This window comes from Saprospiraceae bacterium (genome assembly GCA_016716185.1).
Classification (GTDB): domain Bacteria; phylum Bacteroidota; class Bacteroidia; order Chitinophagales; family Saprospiraceae; genus Vicinibacter.
Window position 1 is genome coordinate 1,269,252 of the sequence record JADJWV010000002.1, and the last position, 12,979, is coordinate 1,282,230.

15 protein-coding genes are annotated in these 12,979 nt (G+C 40.0%); 14 read left to right on the forward strand and 1 reads right to left on the reverse strand.

Features of this window, described 5'->3' with window-relative positions; translation table 11 throughout:
* The first annotated feature begins 37 nt into the window (after nt 1-37).
* From IPM34_06710 to IPM34_06770, 13 genes are all read left to right on the forward strand, one after another.
* Nucleotides 38-550 (forward strand): GNAT family N-acetyltransferase, encoded by a 513-nt coding sequence (locus IPM34_06710; GenBank protein ID MBK8955230.1) that lies wholly within the window; start codon nt 38-40, stop codon nt 548-550.
* A gap of 42 nt (nt 551-592) precedes the next feature.
* Nucleotides 593-1,117 (forward strand): N-acetyltransferase, encoded by a 525-nt coding sequence (locus IPM34_06715; protein MBK8955231.1) that lies wholly within the window; start codon nt 593-595, stop codon nt 1,115-1,117.
* An 84-nt stretch (nt 1,118-1,201) separates the two neighbouring features.
* Complete coding sequence (locus tag IPM34_06720; GenBank protein MBK8955232.1) at nt 1,202-1,741, forward strand: GNAT family N-acetyltransferase; 540 nt, start codon at nt 1,202-1,204, stop codon at nt 1,739-1,741.
* A gap of 270 nt (nt 1,742-2,011) precedes the next feature.
* The gene (locus IPM34_06725; protein ID MBK8955233.1) at nt 2,012-4,012 is read left to right on the forward strand and encodes a hypothetical protein; all 2,001 of its coding nucleotides are present in this window, start codon (nt 2,012-2,014) and stop codon (nt 4,010-4,012) included.
* A 101-nt stretch (nt 4,013-4,113) separates the two neighbouring features.
* On the forward strand, nt 4,114-4,749 hold the full coding sequence (locus IPM34_06730) for a hypothetical protein (GenBank protein ID MBK8955234.1): 636 nt from the start codon (nt 4,114-4,116) through the stop codon (nt 4,747-4,749).
* A 136-nt stretch (nt 4,750-4,885) separates the two neighbouring features.
* Entirely contained in the window at nt 4,886-5,836 is a 951-nt protein-coding gene (locus IPM34_06735) for a PD40 domain-containing protein (GenBank protein ID MBK8955235.1), read from the forward strand.
* A 161-nt stretch (nt 5,837-5,997) separates the two neighbouring features.
* Complete coding sequence (locus IPM34_06740) at nt 5,998-6,270, forward strand: zf-TFIIB domain-containing protein (protein MBK8955236.1); 273 nt, start codon at nt 5,998-6,000, stop codon at nt 6,268-6,270.
* A gap of 163 nt (nt 6,271-6,433) precedes the next feature.
* Complete coding sequence (locus IPM34_06745; protein ID MBK8955237.1) at nt 6,434-7,015, forward strand: PhnA domain-containing protein; 582 nt, start codon at nt 6,434-6,436, stop codon at nt 7,013-7,015.
* A 26-nt stretch (nt 7,016-7,041) separates the two neighbouring features.
* Complete coding sequence (locus IPM34_06750; protein MBK8955238.1) at nt 7,042-7,602, forward strand: GNAT family N-acetyltransferase; 561 nt, start codon at nt 7,042-7,044, stop codon at nt 7,600-7,602.
* Between the two features lie 44 nt (nt 7,603-7,646).
* On the forward strand, nt 7,647-8,018 hold the full coding sequence (locus IPM34_06755; GenBank protein ID MBK8955239.1) for a hypothetical protein: 372 nt from the start codon (nt 7,647-7,649) through the stop codon (nt 8,016-8,018).
* Between the two features lie 221 nt (nt 8,019-8,239).
* Nucleotides 8,240-8,722 carry a hypothetical protein gene (locus IPM34_06760; protein ID MBK8955240.1) on the forward strand — a complete coding sequence of 161 codons (483 nt, stop codon included), beginning with the start codon at nt 8,240-8,242 and terminating at the stop codon, nt 8,720-8,722.
* Nucleotides 8,723-8,904: 182 nt separating this feature from the next.
* On the forward strand, nt 8,905-10,002 hold the full coding sequence (locus tag IPM34_06765; protein MBK8955241.1) for an SdpI family protein: 1,098 nt from the start codon (nt 8,905-8,907) through the stop codon (nt 10,000-10,002).
* Nucleotides 10,003-10,075: 73 nt separating this feature from the next.
* The gene (locus IPM34_06770) at nt 10,076-10,567 is read left to right on the forward strand and encodes a nuclear transport factor 2 family protein (GenBank protein ID MBK8955242.1); all 492 of its coding nucleotides are present in this window, start codon (nt 10,076-10,078) and stop codon (nt 10,565-10,567) included.
* A 66-nt stretch (nt 10,568-10,633) separates the two neighbouring features.
* On the opposite strand, the gene IPM34_06775 is transcribed toward IPM34_06770, so the two are convergent.
* Nucleotides 10,634-11,098 carry a hypothetical protein gene (locus tag IPM34_06775; GenBank protein ID MBK8955243.1) on the reverse strand — a complete coding sequence of 155 codons (465 nt, stop codon included), beginning with the start codon at nt 11,096-11,098 and terminating at the stop codon, nt 10,634-10,636.
* A 211-nt stretch (nt 11,099-11,309) separates the two neighbouring features.
* Between IPM34_06775 and IPM34_06780 the strand changes: the two genes are divergently transcribed.
* Complete coding sequence (locus IPM34_06780) at nt 11,310-12,929, forward strand: T9SS C-terminal target domain-containing protein (protein MBK8955244.1); 1,620 nt, start codon at nt 11,310-11,312, stop codon at nt 12,927-12,929.
* Nucleotides 12,930-12,979 lie beyond the last annotated feature (50 nt).

Here is a 12,979-nt window from a genome sequence, read left to right on the forward strand (position 1 = left end):
ATAGACCTGGCCCGTGAGTGAAAATATAGGGGAGAAGATGAAGCTGAGGCCTGCAAGATTGGATGAGAAAAATAAAATTTTCAATTGGCTAACCCAGTCCGATCTGACTCAGGAGATGATGGGTGTGCCCAATTACCCCGATTGCCCTGTTCCGGGATGGGAAGAATTTGATCAGGACTACAAGGATTATTATTTTGAGGATGCAAGTCCTTCTGAGGGAAGGTGTTTTATCATTCAATATGCGGATCAGGAGATCGGACAAATCAATTACAACAAAGTGGATTTGATAAACGGTTCGACGGAACTCGACATCTGGTTATGCGACAGCAGGTATACCGGAATGGGACTGGGACTGGAAGCCATCAACTTGTTGGTTGAATATTTACGCGCCGCATTATTATGCCGGATATTTTTCATGGCTCCTTCTCTTCGAAATGATAGAGCCATCAAAGCTTATCAGAAAGCAGGTTTTAAAGTTGCGGATGAATTCCCTGATGATTTTCATCCGGATTATAAAGATGCTGTGCTTATGGTGAAGATCATTGAATAATATTTTTAAAAAAACCAATCGCGGATTTATAAATGAAAGGAAATGAAAAGTAAGGTACGTAAAGAATGCAAAGAAGATTTTGAACAGGTTTATCAACTTTATCTTTCTGCCTTTGGCCAAAAGAATGAAGCCGATCTGGTCAATGCACTGCGGATTTCTGCAGGATTTATTCCCGATCTTTCGTTGGTTGCAGAAGTAGACCAATCGATCGTTGGTCATATTTTGTTTACGCGGATTGAAATCAGGGATGCGACGAACCAAATCCACGAAACGCTTGCATTGGCACCTATGGCTGTGCTACCGGCGTTTCAAAAAAAGGGAATCGGGAGTGCATTAGTCAGATTCGGTTTGCTCAGAGCCGGAGAGCTCCATTATAAATCAGCGATCGTTTTGGGCCACAAGCATTTTTACCCGCGATTTGGCTTTGTTCCGGCAAGTCGCTGGAAAATTAAAGCACCCTTTGATGTGGAAGATGAGGTTTTCATGGCGATGGAATTATCAGATGCTGGATTAAATGGCATTTCGGGAACAGTCATCTATCCGCAGGAATTTTATGATTTTGGATAAAATCTAATTTTTAGATGTAAGTACGCGTCGTGTGAGAAATTAATTTGCTGCGTTCCGTATTTTCTTCGGATTTTGCGAGCGCATATGGAGTTGCATTTGGAAACTGCTCGTTTTATTTTGAGGGATATCCGTCCGGAAGATCTCGAAGGATTTTATGAACTGGACTCGGATCCCGAAGTGCACCGCTATCTTGGTAATTGTCCTGTAACAGATAAAGAACAATTGTCGAAAGTCATCGAATCCATTCGAAAACAATATCTCGATCATGGCATTGGCCGCTGGGCAGTGATTGAAAAAACCTCTGGTAAATTCATAGGTTGGTGCGGATTAAAATGGGTTACGGACACACTCAACGGACATCAAAATTATCACGATCTCGGATACCGCATTGTCAGAAGCTCCTGGGGTAAGGGAGTTGCCACTGAATGTGCATCGGCCACACTTGAATACGGATTCCATGAAATGGGCCTGAAAAAAATTTACGCAGCCGTGCATCTGGAAAATCTGGCTTCGCAAAAAGTCCTGGAGAATACCGGATTTCGAAAAATGAATGCCTTTGAATGCGATTCGGAACCGCATTGGTGGTATCAATTGGGCCTGGAAGATTGGGAAAGAACCCATTAAGACCAAATCTTTCGGAATCCACCAAAAATGAATTGAATAATTTTCACTTATAATTTCCAACTCAACGTAAGATCGCTACGCTTTTGAACAGCCGCAATCTGAACGCGAAGTGGAATGGTTGGGTTATAAAAGGATAATGATTTCAGCCTGATAATTTAAGAGCTTGGGAATCAGACTCCTGGTTGCTTGCAAGCCAGGGCTATCTGCAAGGGAAGTCGAAAACCTCAAATTGATCCCTTTCGGAGCTTAGAATCGGGTTTTGAATTTCTAATGAGTTTCAAAATTGTACCGCTTATCTTTGATTGGTTTAAAGTTAAAATAGCTTGCAGTATTTCTATGATCTCTTTTAAGTGTCATACATGGCATATACATGTTTTCAAAATATTTGAGAGACGATTCTCCCTGTCTGTTATTTTTCAAATAGTCCTGATTGCGCTATTCGGAGTGAATCTATGTGCACAGAAGCAAGGCGCGTATGCCTTGCATTCGGAAACGCTGGATTCTGTATATCATTATCTAAATGGATTGGATAGTGCAAAGGCCATGATCGAGCTCGACGCTTTGTATCAATCCAGTTTGGAAACGACGGATCCGGATTATATTTTTTTGGTAAGATTGTTAAGTATGAATTATCTGGTCGAAAAAGATTTATACTCCGACAGTCTTCAGAGTTTGATCCATCAAGCCCTGGATGAGGCACAACTGCATCATAATGAGTTTCTTCGGGCAGACATCCTGCAAATTGCAGGAAATTATTATTGGAAGAAGAAATCTTATGCACAATCCCTGGAATATTATTTATACGGTAACCGCATTTACGATGATTTCCAACTTTCAGAATTCCCCAGAAAATTACTGTACTTAAGAGAATTGGCATCTAAATTTTATTTTTTTACCGATTACGTTACGGCCAAACAATATTTATTGCAATTTTATACGATATTACCCAGAGACCGATGGAAAGAAAATATTTCTCCAATCAACACTTTGGGTCTGTGTTACAGCAACCTCCAGGTATATGATTCATCAGAGTACTTCTTCAACAAAGCTGAAGAAATGGCGAAGATTTACAATGACGAAGAATGGATTGGCATCATTGCCGGAAATAAAGCAGATATCTACTACAAACAAGGCATGTTGGAAAAGGCATTGCCATTATTTGAGAAAGATGTAGAAATAAGTTTAGAGCGGGGATCCAATTTAAGTGCTGCGCTTTCTCTGGCTACTTGTGGGTCTATATACATTTCTTTTGGGCAAATGGAGCGGGCCATGGATTGCATTTTACAAGCAAAGCAAATTATCCACAATAAAATTAACCGATCGAATACTCTGGTCCGTGCAAAAGTTTATCCTATCATGGCCAAAGTATTTTCAGAGAGAGGGATGACCAAAGAAGCCTATTTGTACCTCGATTCGGCAAACGCAGCTAAAGATACATTGACCCGGCAGAAAAGCTTGTTATATCTGATGGGGGCGCGCAATAAAGTGGAGGCAGAAAAACATCTCGACGAACTCCGCAAGAAAGAGGCAGAAGTGAATGAACAAAAGCTAATCAGAAATGGCTGGATTGCGGGTTCAGTTCTGTTGATGTTATTTGCCGGAGTATTTTTTATTCAGCGCAACCGGATCAAAAAAGAAAAACTCCGCACCGATGAATTGCTGCTCAATATTTTGCCATCCGAAGTGGCCGAAGAATTAAAAGAAAAGGGGAGTGCGGAAGCGAGACAATACGAGGAAGTCACCGTGATGTTTACAGATTTTAAGGACTTTACAAAAATTTCTGAAAATCTCACTCCTAAACAACTTGTTGAAGATATTCATTCGTATTTCGAAGCTTTTGACAGGATTATTTCCAAATATCCCATCGAAAAAATTAAGACCATTGGAGATAGTTACATGTGTGCCGGTGGATTGCCTGCGGCAAACAACACCCATGCTTTAGATGTGGTCAATGCAGCCTGGGACCTCCAGCAGTATATGCACAAATGCAAAAGAGACGGGAAAGATCTTTACGATATCAGGATTGGAATTCATACAGGTCCCGTCGTTGCAGGCATTGTGGGAGTGATGAAATTCGCTTATGACATTTGGGGCGACACCGTGAATACCGCTTCCCGGCTTGAAACCGCCGGAGAGGCTGGTAAAATAAATATCAGCGGCGCTACCTATGAACAGGTTAAAGGCCATTTCAAATGCAGTTACCGGGGTAAAGTGTCCGCTAAGCACAAAGGAGAAATTGATATGTATTTTGTAGATGAAAAAAATTTATAGGCAACACGAAGTGGCCAGCTTTTGATTACTATGTTCAGTTTCAAAAATATCACCGGATTTAATTTGCACAATTTGCGGGATAACTTTAAATGTGGAATGCAATGAAACCCATTTGGGAATTGTATTTCAGTGTCTTAAGGTATCCGCAACTTGTATTGCAGGATTTGATGAACAGGCCCAATAAATTAGTACTTGGATTTAAGTTCTTATCCATTCCCATCGGTTTTTATACACTCATGAGCCTGTTGCTTGTGACCAGTGGTGAAATTCCGGATGTGTTCACTTCCGTTTTAAAGATGAGTACGTTGAAGTATTTTCCTTTGAGTATTTTAATGTTCCTTACAGGATTGATGTTGGCCTGGCTTGCTGCGTATTTTGCCTTGCACCAGCTGGCAAGCTGTTTAAAACCGCAGGCGGGTTTCGAAACGGGTCTTTTGCTTCTTGCCTTTAGCATCAGCACAGCGATGTACGTGGCACTTATTCATGATTTGCCCGTAAGTTTATGGGTTGCGATGGGAAATTTTAATGTAATGCAGGATTCAATTACAGGAGGGGCAGTTTCAGTTCAAGCAATTGTGGTTTGGTGTTTTGAGGGCTTATACCATTTGGCGTTCTTTGTTCTTTTTCCGCTGTCGGTGAAATGCATCTATCAATTAAATACAGAGCGCTGTATCGGAATAGGCTTCATCTCTGTTGTGGTTTTTAAGGTCGTTTATTTGGCTTGTACAAGTGTCTAGAGATTTTGAACGGCCCCAAATTGGCATACATTGGTCTTGTTTAAACACTCCGTTTGACAATACACTGGATGGCCATAGAAGTATGAACAATGATGTTAGATCTTTATTAAATCCAAATAAAATAATTGATTTCTAAATGAAAAGCGCATTCATGGTTCGTAAAATAGGATGGTTAATGTTATTAGTATCCATCATCGAAAAATCCACATCGCAGGATACTCCAAAAATTGAATTTGCAAATGAAGCGCTGCATGGTTTTCACAATTTAAGAGACTTTGCTATGTCAGACAAGCAGGATGAAATTTACTTTACAATCCAATCGCCGATGGAGGAGATTTCACAAATTGCTTTTATGAAACGGGAGCACGGGAAGTGGACTGCACCGCAGTTGTTGCATTTTTCTGATGTATGGTCCGATATGGAGCCCTTTCTGTCTCCCGATCAGCTAAGGCTTTATTTTGTATCCAACAGGCCACTGAACGACACGTCAAAAAATGCAAAGGATTACGACATCTGGTACATCGAGCGAACAGGAATCAATGCACCCTGGTCCCATCCCCGTAATCTGGGTGGACCCGTCAATACAAGTGATGATGAATTTTATCCAACAGTATCTGAACATGGTCATCTGTGCTTCACATCTGCCCGGAAGCAGGGAATGGGCAAGGATGATATTTATATAGCCAAATGGAATGGTCAATTTTACGATTCGCCACAACTGCTCGACAGCAGTATCAACAGCAGCGGTTATGAGTTCAATGCGTTTCTTTCGCGAAAGGAAGATTTTATCATTTATACGAAATACAATGCCCCAGGAGGATTAGGAAGTGGAGATTTGTACATTTCGTTCAGAGGCTCTTCAGATCAATGGAGTGCGGCTGTTAGTTTAGGTCCAACTGTCAATACCAAATCCATGGAGTATTGTCCCTATTACGACGAAAAAAACGGGATCCTGTATTTTACGAGTCGTCGAAGCCATGTGAAACCTAAGAAATTTAAAGACATCGATGATTTTCAAAAAACAATTCAGCAAAGCGAAAATGGGCTCAGTAAAATCTATAAGATCAATCTGAATTTGAACAAATAAAACAGGAGAGGAAAAAATCTGAAAGTTTTTTAAACTTTTTGTCCGAATGCGTATTAATTGTTGGAGTTCGAAGTATTTCAAGTGTTTGGGTAAAGCCGGATAGAAATTCAAATCAAAAAATAAATTTTTTAATTTTAGTATCTCTACAAAATAAGCATCAAATGAAATGTCCAACATGCAATGTAAATTTAATGATGACCGACCGCAATGGTGTTGAAATTGACTATTGTCCGGATTGCAGAGGCGTCTGGCTGGACCGGGGCGAACTCGACAAAATCATCGAACGGACTTTGCAAGCCGAATCGGGCCATAAAACTCAACAGCCTCAAAGGCCTCATGATCCCTATTATGATAAAAGACACGACGACGACAAACATTACGATTATAAACGAAAAAAGAAGGACTCCTTCTTAGGTGACTTATTCGACTTTTAGATTGAGGATAGTCCTGTTACAAGCCGCCATTCTTCTATTCTAAGTATATTTTCTTACATTTGCGGGCTTAAAGGCTTTGCCTTTCCATAGAAATAATTTGCACTGCATTCAGGCAAGTTTTAATTTTTTTTTTTTTTTTTTGACCTTTCATTTATTATTCGCGATGAGTCTTTCTCCCAATCTATTGACCAGAAGTCAGCAACGTTGTGAACTTTGCAGTGAACCTGCTGAAAATTTCGGGACTCAGGCAGTTCCCGGAAGACCGGATGATTCCGATGATGCGCTCGTTGTGGTTTGTTCCACATGCCGGGAAAACATAAGTAACATCCATGAAGCGGATCCCAACTATTTTCGGTTTTTAACCGGTAGTGTATGGAGTGAAATTCCTTCCGTCAAAGTGCTTTCATATAATTTATTGCTGAAATTAAAGGACCAGGATTGGGCGCAATTGGCCATTGATGGTGCTTATCTTACTGAAGAGGAATTAACCTGGGCGCTTGCAGAAAGCGAAGCTCAGGCGAACGAAGTGGTGCATAAGGATGCATATGGAATGGTATTAAACAGTGGCGATACCGTTTTCCTGACAGAAAGTTTAAACGTAAAAGGTTCAAATATTATGGCTGCAAAGGGAACCAAAGTAGCCAAGATCAAGCTGGTACCCGATAATGCAGAACAAATTGAAGGTAAAATCGAAGGAAGTACCATAGTCATTCTGACGAAATTCGTTCGCAAGGCAAATGCCTGAATTTTTATTCAATAAAATTGTCTTCATTGGAATTCCATGAAAAAGAAAATGCCCAGGACACAGCCGAAGTAGTTCTGGAAACTCAGCGCCTGCTGCTCAGACGGCTTACATTTTCGGATGCTCCATTTCTGATTGAATTGCTCAACAGTCCCGGATGGCTTCAATACATCGGCGATAAAAATGTAAAAACAGAGGAGCAGGCAATAGGGTATCTTCAAAATGGTCCACTCAAAAGTTATGCGGAACATGGTTTTGGTTTGTATTTGGTCGTGCGTAAGGAGTCTCAGGTTTCTATAGGAATCTGTGGTCTACTGAAGAGGGAAACGCTGGATTGGCCGGATCTCGGCTTTGCATTTTTATCGGAATTTCAGGGTTTAGGATTTGCTTTTGAAAGTGCTGTAGCCGTGGTTCAATTTGGAATGCAGCAATTGCATATGCATGAAATGGCAGCCATCACCAAGCCGGATAACCTCAGTTCAAAACGCTTGTTGGAAAAATTGGGTTTTCAACGCGAAGGTTCGATTGCCATGCATGGAACTCCTGATCCATTGCTCTTGTATAAAATTTCAGCGGTCAACACAATTTAGTATTTTTGAGCTTGATTGTCCGATTGATAAACATGGGTTGTTCTGTGAAAAAAGTACTGAATTTATGGTGTTCTATTGCAATTTCAGCACTTTATTTGGCTGCAGTCCTGTTTTCAGGCCCACCTCAGGTGGCTCATCAGCATTTTACTTTACCCAACGAGCAAACCAATACCTATCTAACCAGTGTCAGTTACCATGCCATAAATCCGGCAACAGAAAATCAGAACAGTTTTGCAGGCATTAAGAAAACTTTTGAGACCAGGGTAAATCCTTCCGTTTCAGAAATCAGAGGATTTGTAATATTTCCATCACCTGTTTTAACTCAAACTTTTAAATCCGGATATTTATATACCACCACATTTATGGTAAAACTCCGGACATCCAGATTGATATTTCCCTATCATTTTTTCTGGTAATACGGCCCTTTTGTATCTTTTTTGAGGGTGCAGCCCATTTCATGACGACCAGCTGTGTATATTTTTTAATACCCGGATTTGCACACGGGTTCAGGTATGAATTTATAAATGTGAGCACAGCGAATGGTCAGTGATTTCTGGATGCATGCTGAATTTTAAAATTTCAAACTTGACACTTCCGTGTCAGGGCATTTTATCAATTATTCTTAAAATTATCTATAATGGATTTCAATTCAATTCTCATTGCTGTATTGCTGGTTTCTATCATCTTATTACCTTTTTTACTGAGCCGAAGAAGCCGGAAAAAGAGGGAAAAAAAATTCAAACTCCAAATAGAGGAGCTGGCCGGACAATTTCATTGTGAATTACACACTTCTGAAATTTGTGGAGATTATATCATTGGTTATGACGAGCGTAAAAAATTTATATTTTTTGTAAATCTCAAGGATCTGGAATATCAAAAGCAGGCAGTGAACCTTGCAGACGTGGCAGATTGTAAAATTATCAAGTCTTTCAGGGAAGCATCAACGGGCAATCCGGGATTTAAGGTTCCGGTCAGATTGGAATTGACTTTTATACCAAAACAAAAGGGACTTGAAGAAATCCGATTTGAGTTTTACAATTTTGATCGCAGCCCCCAATTGAGTGGTGAACTTCAATCTATCGAACATTGGGCTTCATTCCTCCATTCAAAATTGGGCTAAGCAAAGAAATCACGAGCCCTGTGAGAAATGACGCAGGGCTCTTTGCTATAATTTTGTATTTTCGCTGATGTAGCCAGGCGTGACTTAAAGGCAAGTACGTAAGGACATGCGTTTGGATGGGTTGGCTGGCATTTATAGTTTTTCAGCTCTTATTTTTTGTGTTCAATAGATAATTCGAGGAGATGATGAAAATTGCAGGGCTCATTGTAATCGTTGTACATGCTTTCATACATTTCATTGGATTCGCAAAGGCGTTTCAATGGGGTCAGGTGACTCAGATTGCAAAGGAGATTTCAAAACCTGTTGGAATTTTATGGTTGCTGGCTGGAATATTATTTATTCTCGCTGCGTTTTTCCTGTATTTAAAAACGCAGTTTTGGTGGATGCCGGGACTCATTGCTGTTCTGATATCCCAAGGGCTCATTGTTTTTTATTGGAGCGACGCTAAATACGGTACACTGGCCAATGTGCTGATTCTTTTCATGACCCTTGCCGGTCTATTTGGCTGGAAATTCAACCGAAGTTTTCTTGAGGATGTAAATATTGAATTAAAAAACGTTGCGAAGAAGTATGCGGATCTTTTAACCGAGGGTGATCTGGCAGGACTTCCTGTGCCAGTGCAGAATTATTTGCGTTATACACAATGTCTGGGTAAACCTAAAGTCCAAAATTTTAAAGTTTTGTTTTCGGGGCAGATCCGGAAAAACGAAGCATCGGACTGGATGTTTTTGCATACAAGCCAATACAATACGTTAGAACATGCATCGCGTTTATTTTATATGAATGCAGTCATGAAGCAATTACCGGTGGCGGGATACCACAGATACAAAGATCGAAAGGCATTTATGGATATTCGGTTGTTGTCGATGTTTCGTGTTCAATATTTAGATGGTAATGAAATGGATCTCGCAGAAACCGTCACTTTTTTTAACGATATGTGTGTCCTGGCACCGGCTTCACTGATTGACAAAAGAATAAGGTGGCTGACAACAGATGGAAATCGCGTGAATGCCAGATTCACAAACGGGGATTTGTCTGTAACAGCATGGTTGTATTTCAATGATGAGGGTCAGCTTGTTAATTTCAGTTCGGAAGACAGGTATAATGCCGATGCCGGTAAAAAAATGCCTTGGTCTACACCTTTGTACGAATATAGAGATTATCATGGATACAACCTTGCATCAAAGGCCGAGGCCATTTATCATTACGCTGAAGGACCTGTCGTTTATGGTAACTTTACACTTGTAGATGTAAATTACAATGTTGAAAAAGCGGAGTAATCGTTTTTTAAAAAATTTTAATATGAACATAAAAATGAAAGTCTGTAAGTTTCAAGTTCCACTTGTTTTATTTATGTTATGGATGTGGACATCATGTAAGATGGATGCCCCCGCGAATTTATCTGAAGATGAGCATAAAATATCAGGAATGCTCGATCAATGGCATGATGCAGCAGCAAAAGCTGATTTTAATGCATATTTTGGTTTTCTTGCGGAGGAGTCGGTATTTATTGGCACGGATGCAACTGAGAATTGGAATAAAAAAGAGTTCATGGAATTTGCAAAACCCTATTTTGATCGGGGAAAGGCCTGGAGCTTTAAAGCACTTGAAAGAAATATTTATATTTCTTCATCTTGTGGTTTAGCCTGGTTTGACGAACTGCTCGATACACAAATGAAGATTTGCCGGGGATCCGGAGTTGTTGAAAAAACAGGGGAGGAATGGAAAATCAGGCATTACGTACTTTCGATGACGATTCCGAATGAATTAGTGGATTCGGTGGTCAGCGTGAAAGCAACCATTGAAGATTCCTTAATGCTAAAAATCAAACAAGATCCCAATTGAGATTGGATAACAAGCGTTGTAACCCAAAGAACAGTGAGATGTATTATGGATATTCATTAAGGTATGTTACATCATAAATACTAATAACATAATAAGTACGAAGACCCATAACAACAATACTGACCAAAACAATACAGTCGGTGAAACGCGGTTGGATTGAGCTCCTAAATTTCTGACCAAAACAGCCAATGGCCAACCAAAGGGAAGAGTAAAGGATACAACCAGTGCAGCCGGCCAGAGATCTTCACCTGCCAATTTATCAGCGGGGAGTATTCCAAAAAGATGCAGGAGTTCTATAAGGAGTCCACCAGGCAGTCCCATAAGTGGAAAAATACTCAGCACGGTAATGACCAAGGTCCATATGCCAGTTCTCATGAGTTGTATAGATTCAGGCACCTTTGCATTCGAGCGCAAATCTTTTATTTGGAAGGTATAGTCGGGTTCCAGTCCATTCCTTTTTTGCTTCTTGTATTGTGCATAAGCAAGCAATGGAAAGAACAAATAGACAATAACTATAAGTAACCAGAACATAGGATTCGTTTTGATAACCAACGAAGTTAATTATTTAAATTGAAATGGATATGGAGTCCTAAAAGCTTTATGAATTAAGGGAAATTATTGTTGAGTTTAGAATTAAGGAATCATGACAAACATCCAAATTGACAATATCATTGAACTATGTGACTCAAGTCACAAAGGAGAAGAAATCTAAAACATAACTTTGTTACATTAAAATCGGTTTATGAATATTAAGAAGATGGGGCTATACTTTTTTATGCTGTTGATTTGGGGTAATGTGCAATCTCAGACTTCGCCTTTCAGCATTTCGATAGAGCCTTTTAAAATCCCCGGTCTGGGCGGCATTCAATCCTTTGCTTTTGGTCGGCACGATGGAAAATGGCTGATTGTGGGAGGGAGGTTGGATGGTCTTCATCAAAGACAGCCTTTTGCAAGTTTTGATTTGGCCGGACACAATAATCAAATTTTTGTGATCGATCCGGTTGCGCGTCAGAAGTGGTCAGCTCCTTTGAGTTCTTTGACTGCTGGCATTCGTGAGCAATTGAAGTCGACCAACATGGAATTCTATCAGCAGAATAATTTCCTGTATCTTATAGGAGGTTACGGATACAGTGAAACGCTTGGAGACCATACGACTTTTGAAAATCTTACCGCTATTGATGTTCCTTCCGTTATGAAAGCTATTATCGATGGACGCGATTTTACAAGCTTTATTCGCCAGATAAGGGATCCATTGTTTCAGGTAGCCGGCGGAAGATTGGAAAAAATAGAAGATGTTTATCATTTGGTAGGAGGTCAGAAATTTATAGGAAGATATAATCCCATGGGTCCTGCTCATGGTCCGGGATTTGAGCAAGAATATACCAACCAGATCCGAAAATTTAAGTTAATGGATAACGGTACAACTATTACCATAGATCATTTACCGGGATTCACCGATGAACAGCAATTGCACCGAAGAGATTACAATGTCGTGCCGCAGATATTGCCGGATGGCCAATTTGGTTTGACCGCCTTTTCAGGTGTATTTCAAAAGCAGGTTGATTTGCCCTTCCTGAATTGTGTAAACATTGATGCCACATCTTATGCTGTGAATGACAATTTTGTCCAGCACTATAACCATTACCATTGTGCAAATATTCCCATTTTTTCTGCATTCGGCAATGAAATGCATACGATCTTTTTTGGAGGTATTGCGCAGTTCTATGACAGTTCGGGAATTTTAGTACAGGATAACAATGTACCATTTGTCAAAACAGTTGCCAGAGTAACACGGACGGCAGATGGTTCGATGGCAGAATATAAATTACCGGTCGAATTGCCGGGATTATTGGGTGCCGGAAGCGAATTTATTCCGCTTGAGAATTTACCCCGCTACGAAAATAGCGTTTTGAAATTGGATGATTTTCCAAACGGAGTGACACATTTGGGATATATCTTTGGCGGTATCAGCAGCGCTGCTGCAAATGTTTTTTGGATAAATGATGGTTCACAAAGCGTGGCAAGCAGCCAGTTAATTAAAGTTAATTTAATTAAAAATCAAAGCACTGCAACAGACGAATTAAACCGACACTCCAATGGAAGTTTACAACTTAGAGTGTACCCCAATCCAAACAACGGATTTCTGAATATGCATTTTCAGATTATTCAAAACACAGATATCCAAATTTCTCTATGGACCCTGGATGGTCGCAAACTGGATGAAGAAACAAAAATGAATGTAGGTAAGGGACAACACCACATTGAAAAGCGATTTCCCGATTTAATGAAACAACAGGCGATTTTATTAAAATTTGAGACGAGTTATGAAAGGGATACCAGAGTATTACTTGTTGGGGAGTGAAAAAGAGCTAAACAATAAAACGGTATTGTAGTTTCTTTTTTTTTGCTTTT

Excerpts from the sequence above, each read along its gene's own strand:
- IPM34_06710 (MBK8955230.1), top strand. The coding sequence starts at position 38 with ATGAAGCTGAGGCCTGCAAGATTGGATGAGAAAAATAAAATTTTCAAT.
- IPM34_06715 (MBK8955231.1), top strand. The coding sequence starts at position 593 with ATGAAAAGTAAGGTACGTAAAGAATGCAAAGAAGATTTTGAACAGGTT.
- IPM34_06720 (MBK8955232.1), top strand. The coding sequence starts at position 1,202 with ATGGAGTTGCATTTGGAAACTGCTCGTTTTATTTTGAGGGATATCCGT.
- IPM34_06725 (MBK8955233.1), top strand. The coding sequence starts at position 2,012 with ATGAGTTTCAAAATTGTACCGCTTATCTTTGATTGGTTTAAAGTTAAA.
- IPM34_06730 (MBK8955234.1), top strand. The coding sequence starts at position 4,114 with ATGAAACCCATTTGGGAATTGTATTTCAGTGTCTTAAGGTATCCGCAA.
- IPM34_06735 (MBK8955235.1), top strand. The coding sequence starts at position 4,886 with ATGAAAAGCGCATTCATGGTTCGTAAAATAGGATGGTTAATGTTATTA.
- IPM34_06740 (MBK8955236.1), top strand. The coding sequence starts at position 5,998 with ATGAAATGTCCAACATGCAATGTAAATTTAATGATGACCGACCGCAAT.
- IPM34_06745 (MBK8955237.1), top strand. The coding sequence starts at position 6,434 with ATGAGTCTTTCTCCCAATCTATTGACCAGAAGTCAGCAACGTTGTGAA.
- IPM34_06760 (MBK8955240.1), top strand. The coding sequence starts at position 8,240 with ATGGATTTCAATTCAATTCTCATTGCTGTATTGCTGGTTTCTATCATC.
- IPM34_06765 (MBK8955241.1), top strand. The coding sequence starts at position 8,905 with ATGATGAAAATTGCAGGGCTCATTGTAATCGTTGTACATGCTTTCATA.
- IPM34_06770 (MBK8955242.1), top strand. The coding sequence starts at position 10,076 with ATGTTATGGATGTGGACATCATGTAAGATGGATGCCCCCGCGAATTTA.
- IPM34_06775 (MBK8955243.1), bottom strand. The coding sequence starts at position 11,098 with ATGTTCTGGTTACTTATAGTTATTGTCTATTTGTTCTTTCCATTGCTT.
- IPM34_06780 (MBK8955244.1), top strand. The coding sequence starts at position 11,310 with ATGAATATTAAGAAGATGGGGCTATACTTTTTTATGCTGTTGATTTGG.